This is a genomic window from Dermacoccus sp. PAMC28757 (genome assembly GCF_014302635.1).
In the GTDB taxonomy this organism is placed as follows: Bacteria; Actinomycetota; Actinomycetes; order Actinomycetales; family Dermatophilaceae; genus Dermacoccus; species Dermacoccus abyssi.
The window spans coordinates 247,454-265,420 of sequence record NZ_CP060292.1 but is presented as its reverse complement, the minus strand read 5'-3'; the positions used below and the strand labels follow the sequence as shown (position 1 = coordinate 265,420).

Below are 17,967 nucleotides of genomic sequence, written 5' to 3'. Positions count from 1 at the left end.
GCCTGATCGCCCTGACGCGGCCTGACCCCAGCTGTCCAGGTTGGTCGGTGGTGACCGCCATGTGTGGCGTCCCTCCCGAGGCGCCTTCAGGGGCGCCACCTACGGGCCAAAATGAACAAGGATCATTCACGTGTGGCGCTCACTACACTGCATGCCGCCGCGACATTCGAGGTGAAGTTCATCAGCACCCTGCTGTGCAATGTCATCGACGGCGAGGCACCGCACCGACGGCGACAGGCCGGCCTGGTGCTGAGCGGCCCCAGGCGTTGTGATTGCAAGCTCTGGGGGATGGGGCGGCCGCTGCGTCACCTTCGTCGATGGGATGGCGGGTGACTCACGGGTCGGCGCGTCGTTGCGTGCCTACCCGTGAGTTGCCCGCTCTCCCGTCGTATGGCCGGGGGCGGGGCCGACGCGCTCAACCCATCGCGACGATGCGCTTGGCTTCCTCGACGGCGCCGTCGAACGCGAGCTCGGGGCGGGTGCGCAGCAGGTCGGTCGCGCGAGCATGTTCGGTGACGGCCGCGTCTTGGCTCCGCATTGCCGACGTGACCGCTGGGACGGCGGCGTCGCCGAGACCAAGCAATGCGACGCTCAACGCCGTCTGCGTGCCGGCGTCACCACGGCCGAACTCCTTGACCAATTCGTCAGCGAGAGAGCCATGTTGACTCTCCGGGGCCAGCGCGGCGGCCGCGCGCCAGGCGGTGCGGGCGAGATCGTCGTCGGCGTCGTGCAGGAACTCGGGCGTGATCCAGGGCCATGCGCGCTCGTCGCCGACCTTCGACAGCACGTGCAACGCCTGCGTGCGCGCCTGGATGTTCTTCGACGCCAGCTCGCGCTGAACGCGCGGCAGGACGTCGTCAGCCCGCAGGCGCGTCAGCGCCCAGGCGAGGGTCTCTCGGACGAAGAAGTCGGGCTCGACGCCGCAGCGACGCACTAGCGTCTCCAACAGATCGGGATGCGGATGGGTGCCCGCCGCCATCGCGGCCTGCAACCGCACCGACTGATCCTGCACGTCGAGGGCGCGGGCGATGTTCGCGGCGTACTGCTCGGGCGTCATGCTCACTGCAGCGCCCGTCGCGCCCGCACTATTCCGCGCAGCACTCCAGGCGGCGCCGCCTGGACGTAGAACGCACGATGGCGGGTAACTCACAGGTCGGCGCCCAACCGCGCGCCTACCCGTGAGTTACCCGCCATCCTGTGGTGGCCGGGCGGCCGGGTGGCCCAGCGTCTCGGTGGACGCCGACCCGATCCCAGGCCGTCCGTGCGTCAGGGCTTGAGGACGACCTTCTGGCAGCCGTCCTGCTTCTTCTGGAACACGTCGTACATCGTCGCCGCCTCGTCGAGCCCGACGCGGTGAGTCGCGAGTTGCTCGACGCCGAACGGGTCGGCGTCGACGAGCACGTCGCGCAGCTCGCCGGTCCACTGCTTGACGTGGCACTGGCCCATGCGCATCGCGATGCCCTTGTCGAACATCTGCATCATCGGCATCGGGTCGAGCGCGCCGCCGTAGACACCGGAGACGGAGACGGTGCCGCCGCGGCGGACGCTGTCGATCGCGGCGTGCAGCGCGGCGAGACGGTCTATGCCGGCATTCTTCGCGAGCGGCTCCGAGATCGCCGACGGCAGCTTGCTCACGGCCGACAGGCCCGCAGCGGCAACCGGGTTGCCGTGTGCCTCCATGCCGACGGCCTCGACGACGCCGTCCGCACCGCGCCCGTCCGTCAGGTCGCGCACCGCGTCGCCGACGGCGCTGACCTGCGAGCCGTCGAGGTCGTCGAGGTTGATTGTGCGGGCGCCGCGGGCCTTCATGCGCTCGAGGCGCTCCGGCACGCGGTCAACGACGATGACGTCCTCGATCCCCAGGTACTGCGCGCTCGCGACGGCGAGCTGACCGACGGGGCCGGCACCCATGACGGCGAGCGTGTCGCCGGGGCGCACGTTCGCCCATTGCACGCCCTGCCACGCGGTCGGCAGGATGTCGGACAGGTAGAGGTAGCGCTCGTCCTCGCCGGCCTCAGGCACCTTGATGGGGCCGAAATCGGCGTGCGGCACGCGGACGTAGTCCGCCTGGCCGCCGGGCACCGCACCATACAGGCTCGTGAAGCCGAACAGGCTCGCGCCGGTACCCTGGTCGACGTTCTGCGTCGTCTCGCACTGCGCGAACAAGCCTCGGCTGCACATCCAGCAGTGGCCGCAGGAGATGTTGAACGGCACGACGACGCGGTCGCCGGGCTTGAGGTTCGTGACGCCCGAGCCGACCTCCTCGACGATGCCCATGAACTCGTGGCCGAGGATGTCGCCCTTCGTCAGGAACGGCGCGAGGACGGTGTAGAGGTGCATGTCCGAACCGCAGATCGCGGTCGAGGTGACGCGCACGATCGCGTCGGTGGGCTCCTGGATGCTCGGGTCGGCGACCTGCTCGACCGAGACCTTGCCCTGGCCCTGCCAGGTGAGTGCTCGCATCAGTTTCTCCTCGAGAGGATCACCGCGACGTGCGGCGACCGGGTGGTGGGGATGGGGTGGTGGGGAGCGTGGCGCCGGGAGCCGCCGCGCGTCGGTTCGGCTCCCGAGTTCGTCACAGCTCGGTCGTGGCGCTCTGGCCCTTCGGACGCTCGCCGCTGACGCGCGCCTTGACAATGCTCGCGAGCGCGGAGGCCTTGCCTCCGGGCTGGCCCCAGAACTGCGCGGACTCGCTGACGACGCGGACGAGACCGAGGTCCGGGTCGTCCTTGCCGCCGTCGTACCAAGCGGCGACGTCGTCGCCCCACAGCTCGTCGATCTTAGCGCCGTCGTCGACGAACTCGACGAGTCCCGCGACGGACAGCCACGAACCGAGGTGCGCGAACGACAGGTTGACCTGCGGGTTGCTCTGCAGCGCCTGCGCCTGCTCGGTGCCGAGGCCGACGAAGAACCACACGTCGGCGTCGTCCGTCACCTCCTGCGGCGTCATCGGGTGGCTGTGCAGGGCCCCGTCTACTGCGATCGAGGTGAGCATGACGAAGCGCTCACCACGCATGATCTCGACGACCTGCTCCTGCGAGATGTCGGACTTCGGGGTTCCAGCAGACATGGTGCGTACCTTTCGTCGGGGGCCTCGGATGGTCGGGTGGTTGGGTTCAAATCTTCGGGTGGCGCGACCCGGGGCCGCTCAACCCTCGGGTTCGAGGTTGCTGCGCGACGCGCGATCACCGAGGGTCGTGAGGAGCTTGACGAATCGTCCGGCCCTAGGTGCGAGCTTGGATCCGGGGACAGGCGTCGTCGCACCGGGAACGGGCCCGGGCAGCGCACGCCCGACGAGGCCCATGACGCGCGTCGTCACACCCGGCATGACGCCGTGGACGCGCGCGCCGAGCTTCGCGGCGGGCGTGAGGATGACGTACGGCTTGCCGGCGAGGACGCCGTCGACCATGCGTCGCGCGGCCTTCGTGGCGTCCATGCTGACGAACGGCAGCGACGCGGCGGGCGCAAACCACGCGTATTCGGCCTGCGCGTTGCCGTAGAACTGTGCGGCCGTGTGCGAGCCGGTGCGCATCAACCCCGGGGCGATGACGGTGGCGCTCACACCCGTGCCGGCGAGCGACGCGGCGAGGCCCTCGGTGTAGCCGATGGCCGCGAACTTCGCCGTCGAGTACGCGAGCAGGTGCGGTGCGCTCAGCAGGCCGCCGATGGAGGTGACGACGCCGAAGCGCCCGCGCCCGCGTTCGCGCATGCCGGGGATGACGGCGTCGGAGAGGTTGATCGGCCCCCACGCCATGATGCTCATCGCGCCTTCGATGTGCTCGTGCGTCGTGTTCTCGGCCGGGCCGACCTCTATGACACCGGCGACGTGGATGGCGACGTCGATCGGGCCGTGCTCGCCCTCGACCTGGGCGACGGCTCGAGCCACCCCGTCGCGATCGCTCACGTCCATGACGATCGTCGAGACGGCACTGCGCGCGTGGCCGTGGGAGACAAGCGTGTCGGCGGCCTTCGTCAGGGCGTCCGCGGAGCGAGATGCGAGGACGACGCGGTGCCCGGCGTCGGCGAGGGCGGTGGCGACGAGAAAACCCAGCCCGCGCGAGGCTCCCGCGACGAGTGCCAAGGGCTTCTCTGACGAAGCCGATGCATTCTGGTTCGGCAAACTGACCGGGTGATCCGACTGGCTGCGCGACGTCTCCATGAGTTTCACCCTAGAGTCGATCCCTAATTTTTCCCATGGGTTTCGCCTCTCACACCGAGTCGTCACCCACACGGGTGCCCGGCGGCTCATGTCCCGTCAGCGCCCTGGGCTCCCTGCGATTATTTTCCACATCGGCGATTTTCGTCCACATCCGTAGGGGCGTGGTGAGAGGGGGGCGGTGGCCTTACTCTCCGACATAGGGTCGAGAGGCCATGATCGAACGACCACCAGCATGAGGAGAGCCATGAGCGACAACGAGCGCACCACGAGCCCCGACACGCGCGGCACCGGGGACGAGCTGCACCAGGGGGTGAGCGGTGGCAACGCCATGACGACGTCGCAGGGTATTCCGATGACCGACGACCAGAACCAGCTGCGTGCGGGCGACCGCGGCCCGTCGCTGCTGCAGGACGCCGCGTTCCGCGACAAGATCATGCACTTCGACCACGAGCGCATCCCGGAGCGTGTCGTCCATGCCCGCGGCTACGGCGCGCACGGCGTGTTCGAGAGCTACGACGACCACAGCGACCTCACGGCCGCCTACCTGTTCGGCAAGAAGGGCCGTCAGACGGAGACGTTCGTTCGTTTCTCGACGGTCGCCGGCAACATGGGCTCCGCCGACCTCGCGCGCGACGTCCGTGGCTTCGCGACGAAGTTCTACACCGAGGAGGGCAACTGGGACCTCGTCGGCAACAACATCCCCGTCTTCTTCATCCAGGACGCGATCAAGTTCCCCGACCTCGTGCACTCGGTCAAGGAGGAGCAGGACCGCGGTTGGCCGCAGGCGGCGAGCGCGCACGACACGTTCTGGGACTTCATCTCCCTCATGCCCGAGTCGACGCACATGGCCCTGTGGGCGATGAGCGACCGCGCGATTCCGCGCAGCTTCCGCTTCATGGAGGGCTTCGGTGTCCACACCTTCCGCTTCGTGACGGCCGACGGCAAGAGCTCGTTCGTCAAGTTCCATTGGAAGCCCGCACAGGGCATGCAGTCGGTGGTCTGGAACGAGGCCGTCAAGATCAACGGCGCCGACGCCGACTTCCACCGTCGTGACCTGTGGAACGCGATCCAGAGCGGCGACTTCCCCGAGTACGAGCTCGGTGTCCAGGTGTTCAACGACGCGTTCGCCGACAGCTTCGACTTCGACGTGCTCGACTCGACGAAGATCATCCCCGAGGAGATCGTCCCGATCCGCCCGCTCGGCAAGATGACGCTCAACCGCGTCGTCGACAACGTCTTCTCCGAGACGGAGCAGGTCGCGTTCATGACGCAGAACGTCGTGCCCGGCATCGACTTCACGAACGACCCGCTGCTGCAGGGCCGCAACTTCAGCTACCTCGACACGCAGCTGTCGCGCCTCGGCTCGACCAACCACACGCAGCTGCCCGTCAACGCGCCGAAGTGCCCCGTCGCGCACTTCCAGCGTGACGGTCACATGCAGTTCGCGCACCAGAGGGGCCGCGCCAACTATGAGCCGAACGGTTTCTCGGGTGACGACCGTGGCCCGCGTGCGCTGACGACGTTCCAGCCGGACACGTACCCGACGAAGGTCGAGGGTGAGGCGCGCCGTCTGCGTGCGGAGTCGTTCGCCGACCACTACAGCCAGGCCAACCAGTTCTGGAAGAGCCAGACGGAGGTCGAGCAGAAGCACATCGTCGACGCATTCGCGTTCGAGCTCGGCAAGTGCGAGATCCCCGAGATCCGCACGCGCATGCTCGGCAACCTGCGCAACGTCGACGAGTCGCTCGCGCAGCGCGTCGCCGACGAGCTCGCGATGGAGCTGCCGGAGGCCTCGCCCGCGAAGGTGGCGCCGCGTCACGACCTGCCCGTCTCCGACGCGCTGAGCATCGTGAAGAACGGACCCGACAGCTTCGCCGGCCGCAAGATCGGCGTCGTCGTCAGCGACGGAACCGACGCCGACCTGCTCGCCGCGGTGCGTTCGGCCGCCGAGGCCGAGGGCACGGTCGTCGAGATCGTCGCGAAGGCCGTCGGTGGCGTCACGCTGTCGAACGGTGAGAAGCTCGCCGCCGATCACGCCATCGCCGGTGCGCCGTCGGTGCTGTTCGACGCCGTCGCGCTGCTGCCGTCGGCTGACGGTGCGGCGACGCTCGGCAAGGTCGCCGAGGCTCGTGACTTCGTGACGGACGCCGTCGCGCACAACAAGTTCCTGGCCCTCGGCCCGGACGCGTCGGGTCTCATCGAAGCCGCGGGTGTGGCGTCGAAGAAGGACGACGGGTTCGTCGACGTCAGCGACGCGGCCGGCGCAAAGGGCTTCGTGGAGACGTGCCGTGCGCTGCGCTTCTGGAAGCGGGAGCTCTCCGCTTGAGCGAACCCTCTCGCGTGCTGTGCCGCCCCGATATCCCTGCTGGGGACGTCGGGGCGGCGCTTGCCGCTGCCGGTGAGTTCGCTTCCGCCGCAGCGGCGTTGGGCCGCGACAGCGCGGTGTATCTCGACACGCTCCGATCGCTCGGCGCCTTCGACCTGACGACGGCGCGCGTCATCGAACCGCACCTCGACGCGCTTGCGATCCTCGCCGAGGCGGGGGTTGCGCCGGGTGACGTGCTGCCCGGCGGTGAGGACGGCGCCTGGGGTGTGTTCGCGGCGCGGGCGCCGGGCCTCGCCGCGCGTCGCGAGGGTGACGGCTGGGTGCTCGACGGGGTGAAGCCGTGGTGCTCGCTCGGTGAGCAGTTGTCGCATGCGCTCGTGACGGCCGGTACGCCTGATGGACAGCGGTTGTTCGCCGTCGACCTCACGGATGCGCGGGTGCGTGGCGCCGAGGAGCCTTGGGTGTCGCGTGGGCTCGTCGCGATCCGTTCGACGTCGCTGACATTCGACGCGATGCCCGCGACGCCCGTCGGGGAGCCAGGTTTTTATCTCGGCCGTGACGGTTTCGCGTGGGGTGGCATCGGTGTCGCCGCCGTCTGGGCGGGCGGCGTGGACGGCCTCGTCACAGCGGTTCGTGCGGCTGCGGGGCGGCGTGAACCCGATCAGATCGCGCTCATGCATCTGGGCCGGTTCGAGGTCATCGCGTATCTGTTCGACGCGGTGCTCGCCGACGCAGCCCGCGCGATCGACGGTGGAAACGCCTGCGGTGCGGCGGGTCTCGCGTTGTCGTCGCGCGTGCGAGCAGTCGTCGCCGATGCGGTGGAGCAGGCGCTGACGACCTGTGGCCACGCGCTCGGCCCCGGCCCGTTGACGAGCGACGAGACCCACGCGCGGCGCGTTGCCGACCTCGGCGTCTATGTGCGTCAGCACCACGCCGAACGCGACCTCGCCGCCATCGGCGCCGCCACACTGGAGCGTCACTGATGCGCGGGATGCCCGCCGCGCCGGCCTCGTGGTCGTCGCGGGAGCCCGGCACGAGCGAACGCACGTGGTTGCGAGGGACGCCATGGGCGTCGCTCGGGCACCTCGACGTCGAAGCCCTCGCTGCCCGGTACAGCCGCGTCGTCGTCGTCGCGGCTCACCCCGACGACGAGACCCTCGCCGTCGGCGCATTCTTGGCGATGCTCGCGGACGCGGGGTTGGCCGTAGACGTCGCCCTCGTCACCGACGGCGAGGGATCGCACTCTGCGGCAACGGGATTGACATTCGAGGTCGTCCGCGAAGTCCGTCGTCGCGAGTTCGACGACGCTCTCGGTGTGCTGCTCGGCGGCGCGCTCGGGCGGGTTGAGCGCCTTGCGCTACCTGACGGCCGCGTCGCTGACCACCGTGCCAAGCTGGCCGCTGCGCTGGAGCGCGTCGTGCGGGTAACTGCGGCGGAGGCATCCACGGTGTCGGACCAGTCGCCCTCGAGAGCGGTCGGCTGCGATGACGCAGCCACCGATGTGACCTCGACGGTGGCGCCGTCGATGACGCCGGTGCGTGGGTCGGGAACTGAGCGGGTGCTCGTCGTCGCCCCGGCGGAGGCCGATGCGCACATCGACCACGACACGTGCGGAGCCGTGGCGCGGGACGTCGCGGCGCAGCTCGGGGCGGCGTGCGTCAGCTATCCGTTGTGGTGGTGGCACTGGGGCGACCCATCGTCGGTTGCCGAAACAGTCTGGGAGAGAAGCGTTCTCGCTGTCCCCGACGTCGCCTCGCTCCAGCGCAAACGCGCAGCCATCGCGGCGTACTCGTCACAGATCGGGACGTTCGCGCGCCCCGCAGCCGAGCCTGCGATGCTCGACGCCGGCGTCCTCGCCCACTTCGAACGTCTCGTCGAGACACTCTTCGACCCCGACGGCGCGCTGCCCCGCGTCGCCTCGTCCGATGATGGACGCACGCCGGCGGCATCCTTCGACGCGATGTTCGAGGGCAGCGACGACCCGTGGGGTGTCGAGACGCGCTGGTACGAGCGGCGTCGCCGTGCCCTCATCGAGGCGATGCTGCCTGACGAGCATCTCGGGCGCGTGCTCGATCTCGGATGCTCCACGGGCGTCCTGACGCAGGTGCTCGCCGAGCGCGCCGACGGCGTGGTCGCGGTCGACGGGAGCGCCCAGGCGCTGGCGCGCGCTCGTCGACGTGACGTCGACGGCGTCGACTGGCGCCACGCCGAACTGCCTTCTGTGCTCGATGAACTCGCCGACGAAGGGCAGCGGTTCGACACCGTCGTGCTGAGCGAGATCGGCTACTTCCTCGACGGCGCGACGCTGCTGGCGACCCTCGCCGGCATCGACGCACTGCTGCGCGATGACGGTGTCGTCGTCGTGGCGAACTGGCTGCACCCGACGCGTGACATCCCCCTCGACGGGCGTCTCGTCGATGAGCAGGTGCGCCTCGTGTGGCCGACGCTCGCGCGTTACGAAGACGACGACGTCGCCATCGTGGTCGCTCGCCCGAGCAACGGCGATGCCCCGACCGCCGCAACGGCCCCCGTGTCGCGCGACACCCGCGCCGTCCTGCGAATCCCGTCCACATCGGCGAATCCTGTCTACACCGGCGATTTTCGTCCACATTCGTCGACTGACGGCGAGCGCGGCATTGGCGCCGTCAGCGGCGAAAGTGCCAGAGATGGCGTCGAAGGAGAGGCCTCATGACAGTGCCTGCCGTCGAGGCGACGCCTCGCAACCTGCACTACGGCGAGTTCTACGGTCTCAACGACCCCGTGCCGACGGCCGATCCTGACGGCCGCCCGGTGCTCGTCGTCCACGGCAACTGCCAGGCGGAGTCGCTGCGCGTACTTCTCGACGGTCGGTACGGCGATCGCATCCGCACGATCCGCCTCGTCCCGGCGCACGAACTGGTCGCCGATGACGTGCCGCACCTGCATCGCACCCTCGCGCAGGCCCAGTACCTCGTCACACAACCCGTCGCCCCCGGGTATCGCGGCCTGCCCGTCGGCACGGAAGAACTGCTCACGGCGGCGCCGCACGTCAGGTCGACGATCGTGCCCGTCATGCGGTGGGCGGGGCTGCACCCGGCGCAGGTCATCGTCCGCACGCCCGCGGGCGAGCCGCCGATCGTGCCGTTTCACGATCTGCGCGTCATCGCGGCGTGCCGCCGAGCGGGTGACCACGCGGCTCGTGTGACGAGCGCCGACCTGCCGCAGCTCGACGAGCGCGCCGTCGGTGCCCTGCGCGACGCATCCCTCGCCGAGCTGACGCGGCGCATCGAGGCGCACGGCGCCGTCGACATTCGTGATGCCCTCACGCGCCCTGGACGGCGCAGCGTCCACGTCATCAACCACCCGACGAACGACGTCCTCGTCGAGGTCGCCGACCGCATCGCGGCCGCCCTCGACCTCGGCGCACCCCGCGAGTACGACCCTGGCCGGTCGCTGCTCGGCGCCCTCGTCGCGCCGATGGACGAGCGCGCCGCCGCGCTCGCGCAGGTGCCGATGAGCGATTACGACGTCGCCCGCGTGTGGCAGGTGCGCGGTCAGGCGGTGGGCGAGGACGAGCTCGTCGCCGCCCACGCCGCGTGGTACGCCGAGCACCCGCAGGCACTCGCGGACGCGGTGCGTCGACATGCGACGTTGCTCGAGATCGTGGACGGTGACGTGTGAGCGCCGCACCGAGCGGCGATGCGTTCGAACATCCGACAGACGTCAAGATGACGAGAAGCCCCGTCGCACATGACAATACGAGGATGACGACGACGCGCCCGGCGAGCACTGCCGCTGAGGACCCCCGCAGCGCGCACGTTGCATCGGGTGATGCGGCTGCAACCGTCGACCACCTCCTGCTCGGCCCGCCCGAGCACGGGGTGACGCGCCACGGGGCGGCTCTCGCCGGTGCGCGCCGCACGTCGATGCTCGACGTGGGGACCGGCGCGCGTGACCTCGCGGCGTACCTCGCGGACGATGCCGGGCCCGTGCATGTTCACCTCACCGACGCGCTGCTCGGCGCCGACCACCGGGCGATCGAAGCCGGGGTGCGCGCGATCGAGGGCGCCGCACGGCCCGTGCACGTCACGCTTCACGACATTCCGCAGCCCGCCGAGGGGCAGGCGCGCTACGAACGTCGCGCTGCGCTGTATGCGCGCATCGTCGCGGCCGCCGCGTCTGTTCAGGTGTGCAGCGAGGCCGAGCGCGCGATGCTGGGTGACGTCGTCGCGGCGCCTGCCGGTGACGCTGACAGCGCCGCTCGGGGTTTCGGCGACGCCGATGTCGCTGGCGTCGGTGTCGCCACGTTGCCGGTCGATGCACGACCGAGTGCAACCGCGGCGGGTGACGCGGTGCTCGCCCTGGGCGATGACGCGCCCGTCGGCGTCCTCGGGTTCGTCCATCCGGGCAAGGATCCGCAGTTGGCGCTCGATGTTGCCGCGGCGCTGGGTCGCGACCTCGTCATGCTCGGCGCGGTGGTCGAGGGGCACGAGGACTTCGTGGATGACTTGCGCCGCGCCGCGAACGCGCGCGGAATCGAACTGCGCGTTCTCGGGCACCTGAGCGAGGACGAGATGGACGCCGCGATCGCGACGATCGCCGTGCCGCTCGCGGCCTACCGTCACATCTCCGCGTCGGGTTCGATCGGCCGATGGATCGCCGCCGGTCGCCGGCCGATCACGCTGGCCACGCCGTGGGTCGCCGAACTGTCGACGACGGCACCCGGGTCGGTGGCGGTCGTCGAAGCTTCTACTGGTGCAGGCGAATCGGGCGATCGTGATGGTGTGATCGATGTGCTCGTCGATGCCGCCCGGGCGGCGCTGAGCGACCCGATGGTGACCGTGACGAACCCGTCGCATCCCGGCTTGCTCACGACGCCGGACGCCGCGCGTCGCCAGAGCGAACTGCTCGCCGCGCACCTGACGCCCCTGGGTGGTGTCGGGTGAACGCGAACGCTCGCGCGGGCGAGCAAGGGGCTGACCTGAGCGTGGGTGACGGACACGACGTCGACGTCGTCGTCACGCATTTCGAGGACCCACAGCGTCTGCGATGGGTTCTGGATTCCCTGGCGGCGCAGGATGATTCGTCGCTGCGCCTCCACATCGTCGTCGCGGATGACGGTTCGGCCACCCCGCCGAGCGTCCCCGACGGCGTCACGCTCCTGCGACAGGCGAACGAGGGCTTCCGCGCCGCGGCGGTGCGCAATCTCGGCGCGCGCGCCGGGTCGTCACCGGTCGTCCTCTTCCTCGACGGCGACACCGTGCCGACGCCCGGCTACTGTGCCGCGATGGTCGACGCCTTGCGCGAGGCGCCGGGCGCCGGCGCCCTCGTCGTCGGAGCCCGTCGGCATGCCGATCTCAGTGCCGTCGCTGCGCGGGGTGACGACGTCGTGTCCTGGTGTGCGGCAACCGATCCTGAGGCGCCGGCCGACGGTGACGTCCTCGCCGCACCCCAGTGGCTGCGCGACGGCTACGCGCGCACGAACGACCTGCGTGACGCCGGCGACGGCGACTGGCGACTGGTCATCAGCGCCGTCATGGGCATGACGCGCGACGCGTTCGAACGTCTCGACGGGTTCGACGAGAGCCTCGTCGGGTACGGCGGCGAAGACTGGGATCTCGCCTATCGCGCCTGGAACACCGGCGTCGCCCTGCGTCATGCGTCGGCCGCGGTGGCCTGGCACGACGGCCCCGACGCGGGGGAGCGAGCCGATCTCGCGCAGCTCAAGGAGGGCGAGCAACTCGCGCTCGCTGCCCGCATTCCACAGCCAGACGTGCGGGGGCGCCACGGTATCTGGCGCGCCCCGCGCGTCGTCGTGTTCTGGCGGCCGGCGCGAACGGTGGCACCGAGCGGCGAGTACGCCGCCCTCGAGTCGTGGCTCGCGCTCGCGGACGTCGGGATCTGGTGCGGTGAACGCCGACCCGACGTGCTCGCCGATGACCCTCGCGTGTGCGCCGGCGAACCGTCCGACGACGTTCTGCAGCGCGCTGAGTTCATCGTCGACGTCATGCAGCCGTGCGTTCTGCGCGATGCCGAGGGTCTGCTCGCAGCGTGCGACGGCGCGCCATGGGTGGGCGGCGGCGTGACGGCGGCGCGCACCCGTCATCGGACGAATGTGGACGAAAATCGCAGAAGTGACAGGGTCGCTGGGCCGGTCGAATCGCCCGCGGATGCGTCACCGATCGTCGAAACCGTGCCCGCAGACGGGCCCCTCGACCTCGAGGCCTGGGGCCGACGGAGGTGGTCATGAGCGAGCGCACCTATCCGTGCGTGACACGTGCGCTCACTCGCAGCCGTGACGGTTCGCCTCGCCCTGCTCTCGCCGGCGCCACCGTCATCGTGCCTGCGCGTGACGAAGAGCAGGCGCTTCCGCACTGCCTCACGGCGCTCGAACGAGCGCTCGTCGAGGTTGCTCATCTCGCGCCGGCGATGACGTTGCGTGCGTGCATCGTCCTCGACACGTGCACCGACGACAGCGAGGCCATCGTGCGTGCCTTCGCGGGCGCGGCGGCGCACCGCGGGCAGTTCAGCGTGGAGCCGCTCGTCGTCACGGCGGGGAGCGTCGGGCGAGCGCGTGCCGCGGGAGTGCGCTGCGCGCTCGAATGGGCGGAACGTGACGGAATCGATGCCGACGCGCTGTGGCTCGCGTCGACCGACGCCGACACGCACGTCCCGCCGCACTGGCTGAGCGCCCACATCGCGACGGCCAACGCCGGCGCCGACGCGTACGTCGGCACCGTCGAACCGGACGCGGCTCTCACCGGCGCGCGGCGCGCAGAGTGGATGGAACGACACCATCTGCGGGAGGGGCATCCTCACGTGCACGGCGCGAATCTCGGTGTGCGCGCTTCTGCGTACCTGCGGGTCGGCGGGTTCGCGCCGCTGTCGCTGCACGAGGACGTAGACCTCGTCGAGCGGCTGCGCGCCGAGGACGAGCGCCTCGTGCGGGCGGCCGATGACGCGCGCGTCGTCACGTCGAGCCGTCTCGACGGGCGAGCTGTCGGCGGGTTCGCGACGTATCTGGCCAACCTGCGAGGAGGAGTCGCATGACGTCGCTGCGCATCGCCGTGCTCGCCACGAACCGCAACCCGTTGAGCGAGCCGTTCGCCGGCGGCCAGGAATCGCTGACGGCGGCGCTCGTCGCCGGGTTCCGTCGGCGCGGCCACCACGTCGTGGTGTTCGCGGCCGAGGGGACGCCGGCCGATGTGGCCGACGAGGTCGTGGCGTACCCGGCGCTGCCGCGGTTCTCGGCGGTTGCCGCGCTCGACCCGCAGCTGCCGGAGAAGCCGTTTCTCGACGACCATCACGCGTTCACGTTCGCGGCCGCCGAACTGGCGCGTCGGGATCGTGCCGGTGAGCTCGACGTCGTCGCCAACCACAGCCTGCACCACCTGCCGATGTCGCTGTCGCGCGCCTACGACGCGCCGGTCGTCACGACGTTGCACACGCCGCCGTTTCCGTGGATGGAGCTCGGCGCTGCCCTCGCCTCGCCGGCGTCGCGGTTCGTCGCGGTGTCGATAGCCCTCGCGGCGCAATGGTCGACGGTGACGCGGCAGGTCGTGGCGAACGGTGTCGACGAGTCGCGTTTCGTCCTCGGGCCGGGCGCTGACGACGGCCGTCTCGCCTGGGTCGGTCGGATCACGCCGGAGAAGGCGCCGCATCTCGCGATCGATGCGGCGCGGATGGCCGGGCGACGGCTGGCTCTCATCGGGCCGGTCAGCGATGCGGCGTACTTCGAGGCGCAGATCGCGCCGCGGCTCGGGGGTGACGTCGAGCATCTCGGCGCGGTGCGGCCAGATGAGGTCGCGAAGGTCGTCGGGCGGAGCGACGCGTTGTTCGTCACACCGGCATGGGATGAGCCGTTCGGCCTCGTCGCCGTCGAGGGCGCGATGTGCGGGACGCCCGTCATCGCCCTCGCACGAGGTGGTCTCGTCGAGGTGGTGCGACCGGACATGGGTGTCCTCGTCGACGCGGCGACGAATCCGGTCGTGGATTCGTCTGAGATCCCGGCAGGAGCCGTGACGGCGGCGCCCGACGACGTGCTCGTCGCCCGACTGGCCTCTGCCGTCACCGAACTCGACGCTCTCGACCGCGCGGCGGTGCGCGAGTGCGCCGTCCGCCATTTCTCTCTCGATGCCTGCATCGACGGGCATCTCGCGGTGCTGACGGAGGCGGCTGACGCGGCGCGCCGTTCGCAGCCTGCGTCGGGCGCGCGACCCGTCGAACGTTACACACCGCTGGACCCGCTCCCGAGCGACGCCGACGCGCGGCGGCTCGTCATCCGTGAGGACATGAAGCCTTCAGCCGGGGTTCGTCCGGGCGTGAGCGCGCAGAACGGCACGGGCAGTGACGTTGCGGACCGTCCGTTGCTCCCGGGGAGCCTTTCGGGCGACAGCGTCTCAGGCGGCGCCCAACCGGACGCGACAGGGGCGATGTCGTGATGCGCATCGGTTACTACGTGCACCATCACGGGCGGGGGCACGCGACGCGGGCGGGCGTCATCGGCGCCGAACTGACGCGGCGCGGGCACGTCATCACCTATCTCGGCAGCGGCGCACTGCCCGACGGGGATCAGGTCGCGCTCGCGTCGGATGCCGATGAAGCGGATGCACCGTTCGTCGACCCCGATGCGGGTGGGCGTCTGCACTGGGCTCCGCTCGGCGGTGGCTACGCCGAGCGTTCGGCGCAGATCGCGGCGTGGGTGACGCAGGCGCGCCCGGACGTCGTCGTCGTCGACGTCTCCGTCGAGGTGACCGCTCTCGTGCGGCTGCTCGGCGTCCCCGTCGTCGTCGTCGTGGCTCAGCCCGGGCGACGCGACGACGCACCGCATGCGCTGGCGTTCGACCTGGCGGCGGCTGTGCTGGCGCCCTGGCCGGCGCGGCTCGACGTCGCGCCGCACCTCGAACGCCATCGCGACAAGACGGTCGAAGTCGGTGGCCTGTCGCGCTTCGCGGGTCATGCTGCGGGGCCGAACGCTGCGGGCGGTGGTTCGTCGGCATGTCCCTCCCCGAACTCCTCGGAAAGTGTTGCGTCAGGCCCGCGGGCGGCCGGTTCCCGCGATGCCGGCGGCTGCGGCGTCGCGGCGGACGTCTCGCAGAGCACTGCACCGGGCGCCGGATCCGGCGGTGCAGCAATAGACGCTGCGGGAGGCCCTTCCCTGGGCGCACGGCGAGGGGCCTCGTCAGATGCCTTGGCGGGCAGCGATTCTGACGGTGCTGCGGTGAACGTTCCGGATGGCCTTTCGGCGGGCATGCCGAGAGGGGCCTTCTCGGACGCGAGATCGCGGGTCGCGCAAGAGATACCAAGGTTGCGTGGCGTGCTCCTCGTCGGCGGCGAGGGCTGGGACGACGCTGAGCTTCCGGGCGCCGTCGAACGCGCTGTGCCGCAGGTCCATTGGCGGACGCCCGACGCCGACCACCCCGTCGAGGTTCTGCTCGCGACGGCTGACGTCGTCGTCACCCACGCGGGGCAGAACGCTCTTGCGGACGTCGCTGCCTTCGGTGTTCCTGCCGTCGTCGTGCCGCAGGAGCGTCCGTTCGACGAGCAGGCCGACATGGCTCGTGCTCTTGACGACGCCGGCATCGCGCGCGGGCTGACTCTGGGTGCGACCGCTGACGAGGTCGCTGCCGGCATCCGTGAACTCCTCGCCGGGGACGACGAGCGATCGACAGGACGTGCGTGGGCGCGCTGGTGCGTCGACGGCGCTGTTGACCGCGCGGCTGACGTCATCGAAGCCGCAGCGCGCGGGGGCGTCGCTGACCTAGCTGCTGGAACTGACGCCGACGATCTGGAAGGTGCTGTGCGTGGGAGCAGGCACGGCATCGACGATGTTGCGCGCGCAGGTGTCGCAGAGCGAGGCGTCCGCGAAGCCGGCGGCGCGGCGCGTGGAGTCGTCGAGGGCGGCTCCGGCTGGCCAGCCGCTACCGGCGCCGAGGCGCCCGCACTCGGAGATGGGACGCTGCAGTGATGACCGACATGGGGTCGGGCCGGACGCTGCCCGTCGCCGTCGTCACTCCGGTGCGGGGGCGTCTCGAGCACCTCGTCAATCAGCGACGGTTCCTCGACGAGGTGGCGCCCGACGTACGACACGTCATCGTCGCCGTCGACATGCCTGATCTGGGTGACGACCTGCGCGCGGCGGGCGTCATGGGTGAGAGCGTCAGCATCGTGCCCCTCGACGATCACCCGCTGGGCATGCCGACCGCGCGGGCCCGCAACGTCGGCGCGACGGCGGCACTCGATGATGGCGCGGAACTCATCGTCTTCCTCGATGTCGACTGCGTCCCCCTGCCCGGTTTCGTCGATGCGTCGCGTGACGCGCAGTGTCAGCTCGATGCTCGCGGCGAGCGTGCCGTGCTCAACGGCATCGTCACGTATCTGGGGGAGGACGATCGTCTCGACGGTGAATTCCCGGCGGCTGCGAGACGTTTCGTCGCTCCGCATGCTGCGCGCCCCGCGCCGTCGTCGGGTGCGGTCGAGGTCGACGACGACCATCGTCTCCTGTGGTCGCTCGCGTTTGCGCTCGATGCCGACGCCTGGCGCGCGTGCGGCGGTTTCGACGAGCGGTACGTCGGGTACGGCGCGGAGGACACCGACTTCGGCATGCGGGCCCGTGACGCGGGCCTGCGGATGGCGTGGGTCGGCGGCGCGCACGCGTTGCATCAGTGGCATCCGAGCGCGAACCCGCCGCGCCATCACGTCGTCGACATCGTGCGCAACGCGAACCTCTACCGCGAGCGGTGGGGCACCTGGCCGATGGAGGGCTGGTTGCAGGCGTTCACCGACGAAGGCCTCGTCGAGTGGACCCCTACGTCGTTGTCCCTGGCGTCGCCGCATTGAGCCTTGCGGTGTGCCCGAATGTGGACAGGATTCAGCCGCGCCCTGGGTCAGCGTGATGACGGTGTCAGCCGCCGGCACGAGCGCGTCGAGTCGGCTGCGCTGCGCCGCCGGGTCCTCGATGTGCGGGTTGCGCAGGTCGTGCACCGTGACGACGACGCCCTTGCCCAGCTCGTGCGCCACGTCGACGACCTCGCGCAGGTGCTCAGGGCTGAACGACTCGAACCCGAAGAGGACGTGCAGCACGTCGAACTCGCCGGCATGCTCGCGTAGCCAGGCCGGATCGAGGATGCGCGGCGGCCACCAGCGCGTCGAGCCGTCGTCAGCGATGACGGGCGGGTCGGGCAGGCGGATCACCTCGTCGCACCCGTCGCCTGGTGTCTCGCCGGTCGGGGAGAGATGCGCGACGTAGGGGTGATCGGCCGGAACCGACGCGACACGAAGCATTGCTTCTCCTGGACGCGATCTCATCGGCTACGACACTGAGCACGACACAGTGAACGCGACCGAGGGCGGGCGCCGTCACCCTACCCGCCGGCTCGCCCGTTGACGGATCGTCGTTGCCCGGATTCGCGTCATGTTCGACGCGAATCCGGGCAACGATCGTCCCTCGGCCTGACAAGTGCATCGCGCATGTGCAGTCAGACGGTGCCGCCGACAGAAGCCA

General features: G+C 70.4%; 15 protein-coding genes. 11 read left to right on the top strand and 4 right to left on the bottom strand.

What is annotated here, in order from left to right:
• Positions 1-415 precede the first annotated feature (415 nt).
• The 4 genes from H7F30_RS01200 to H7F30_RS01185 form a co-directional block, all read right to left on the bottom strand.
• A complete protein-coding gene (locus H7F30_RS01200) occupies positions 416-1,057 on the bottom strand; it encodes a HEAT repeat domain-containing protein (protein ID WP_255464995.1) in 642 nt (213 codons plus the stop codon).
• Positions 1,058-1,266: 209 nt separating this feature from the next.
• Complete coding sequence (locus H7F30_RS01195; RefSeq protein WP_129666514.1) at positions 1,267-2,463, bottom strand: zinc-dependent alcohol dehydrogenase; 1,197 nt, start codon at positions 2,461-2,463, stop codon at positions 1,267-1,269.
• A gap of 112 nt (positions 2,464-2,575) precedes the next feature.
• A complete protein-coding gene (locus H7F30_RS01190) occupies positions 2,576-3,070 on the bottom strand; it encodes a pyridoxamine 5'-phosphate oxidase family protein (RefSeq protein WP_187036209.1) in 495 nt (164 codons plus the stop codon).
• A gap of 78 nt (positions 3,071-3,148) precedes the next feature.
• Positions 3,149-4,159, bottom strand: coding sequence for an SDR family oxidoreductase (locus H7F30_RS01185; protein ID WP_187036208.1), 1,011 nt, complete (start codon positions 4,157-4,159; stop codon positions 3,149-3,151).
• A 244-nt stretch (positions 4,160-4,403) separates the two neighbouring features.
• Here H7F30_RS01185 and H7F30_RS01180 point away from each other — a divergent pair, with 244 nt between their 5' ends.
• The 11 genes from H7F30_RS01180 to H7F30_RS01130 all read left to right on the top strand — a co-directional run bounded on the left by H7F30_RS01180 (position 4,404) and on the right by H7F30_RS01130 (position 17,573).
• Positions 4,404-6,485: a catalase gene (locus H7F30_RS01180; protein WP_187036207.1), complete on the top strand. Its 2,082-nt coding sequence runs from the start codon at positions 4,404-4,406 to the stop codon at positions 6,483-6,485.
• Entirely contained in the window at positions 6,482-7,468 is a 987-nt protein-coding gene (locus tag H7F30_RS01175) for an acyl-CoA dehydrogenase family protein (RefSeq protein WP_255464915.1), read from the top strand. Before H7F30_RS01180 ends, H7F30_RS01175 begins: the two co-directional genes overlap by 4 nt.
• Positions 7,468-9,177, top strand: a complete 1,710-nt coding sequence (locus tag H7F30_RS01170; protein WP_187036205.1) for a PIG-L family deacetylase — start codon at positions 7,468-7,470, stop codon at positions 9,175-9,177. Before H7F30_RS01175 ends, H7F30_RS01170 begins: the two co-directional genes overlap by 1 nt.
• On the top strand, positions 9,174-10,145 hold the full coding sequence (locus H7F30_RS01165; protein WP_187036204.1) for a WcbI family polysaccharide biosynthesis putative acetyltransferase: 972 nt from the start codon (positions 9,174-9,176) through the stop codon (positions 10,143-10,145). Before H7F30_RS01170 ends, H7F30_RS01165 begins: the two co-directional genes overlap by 4 nt.
• Positions 10,146-10,228: 83 nt before the next feature.
• The gene (locus H7F30_RS01160; protein WP_187036203.1) at positions 10,229-11,410 is read left to right on the top strand and encodes a hypothetical protein; all 1,182 of its coding nucleotides are present in this window, start codon (positions 10,229-10,231) and stop codon (positions 11,408-11,410) included.
• A 41-nt stretch (positions 11,411-11,451) separates the two neighbouring features.
• Positions 11,452-12,714 carry a glycosyltransferase family 2 protein gene (locus tag H7F30_RS01155; protein WP_187036202.1) on the top strand — a complete coding sequence of 421 codons (1,263 nt, stop codon included), beginning with the start codon at positions 11,452-11,454 and terminating at the stop codon, positions 12,712-12,714.
• A complete protein-coding gene (locus H7F30_RS01150; RefSeq protein ID WP_047311137.1) occupies positions 12,711-13,514 on the top strand; it encodes a glycosyltransferase family 2 protein in 804 nt (267 codons plus the stop codon). The genes H7F30_RS01155 and H7F30_RS01150 overlap by 4 nt, the downstream gene beginning before the upstream one ends.
• A complete protein-coding gene (locus H7F30_RS01145; RefSeq protein WP_187036201.1) occupies positions 13,511-14,905 on the top strand; it encodes a glycosyltransferase in 1,395 nt (464 codons plus the stop codon). Before H7F30_RS01150 ends, H7F30_RS01145 begins: the two co-directional genes overlap by 4 nt.
• Positions 14,905-16,431: a glycosyltransferase gene (locus H7F30_RS14825; RefSeq protein WP_255464994.1), complete on the top strand. Its 1,527-nt coding sequence runs from the start codon at positions 14,905-14,907 to the stop codon at positions 16,429-16,431. The genes H7F30_RS01145 and H7F30_RS14825 overlap by 1 nt, the downstream gene beginning before the upstream one ends.
• The gene (locus H7F30_RS01135; protein WP_187036200.1) at positions 16,431-17,303 is read left to right on the top strand and encodes a glycosyltransferase family 2 protein; all 873 of its coding nucleotides are present in this window, start codon (positions 16,431-16,433) and stop codon (positions 17,301-17,303) included. The genes H7F30_RS14825 and H7F30_RS01135 overlap by 1 nt, the downstream gene beginning before the upstream one ends.
• Positions 17,304-17,321: 18 nt before the next feature.
• Positions 17,322-17,573, top strand: a complete 252-nt coding sequence (locus H7F30_RS01130; RefSeq protein ID WP_187036199.1) for a hypothetical protein — start codon at positions 17,322-17,324, stop codon at positions 17,571-17,573.
• Positions 17,574-17,967 lie beyond the last annotated feature (394 nt).

Coding starts and splice junctions, on each gene's coding strand:
- H7F30_RS01190 (WP_187036209.1), bottom strand. CDS start 3,070: ATGTCTGCTGGAACCCCGAAGTCCGACATCTCGCAGGAGCAGGTCGTC.
- H7F30_RS01160 (WP_187036203.1), top strand. CDS start 10,229: ATGACGACGACGCGCCCGGCGAGCACTGCCGCTGAGGACCCCCGCAGC.
- H7F30_RS01195 (WP_129666514.1), bottom strand. CDS start 2,463: ATGCGAGCACTCACCTGGCAGGGCCAGGGCAAGGTCTCGGTCGAGCAG.
- H7F30_RS01135 (WP_187036200.1), top strand. CDS start 16,431: ATGACCGACATGGGGTCGGGCCGGACGCTGCCCGTCGCCGTCGTCACT.
- H7F30_RS01145 (WP_187036201.1), top strand. CDS start 13,511: ATGACGTCGCTGCGCATCGCCGTGCTCGCCACGAACCGCAACCCGTTG.
- H7F30_RS01150 (WP_047311137.1), top strand. CDS start 12,711: ATGAGCGAGCGCACCTATCCGTGCGTGACACGTGCGCTCACTCGCAGC.
- H7F30_RS01185 (WP_187036208.1), bottom strand. CDS start 4,159: ATGGAGACGTCGCGCAGCCAGTCGGATCACCCGGTCAGTTTGCCGAAC.
- H7F30_RS01170 (WP_187036205.1), top strand. CDS start 7,468: ATGCGCGGGATGCCCGCCGCGCCGGCCTCGTGGTCGTCGCGGGAGCCC.
- H7F30_RS14825 (WP_255464994.1), top strand. CDS start 14,905: ATGCGCATCGGTTACTACGTGCACCATCACGGGCGGGGGCACGCGACG.
- H7F30_RS01165 (WP_187036204.1), top strand. CDS start 9,174: ATGACAGTGCCTGCCGTCGAGGCGACGCCTCGCAACCTGCACTACGGC.
- H7F30_RS01180 (WP_187036207.1), top strand. CDS start 4,404: ATGAGCGACAACGAGCGCACCACGAGCCCCGACACGCGCGGCACCGGG.
- H7F30_RS01200 (WP_255464995.1), bottom strand. CDS start 1,057: ATGACGCCCGAGCAGTACGCCGCGAACATCGCCCGCGCCCTCGACGTG.
- H7F30_RS01130 (WP_187036199.1), top strand. CDS start 17,322: ATGTGGACAGGATTCAGCCGCGCCCTGGGTCAGCGTGATGACGGTGTC.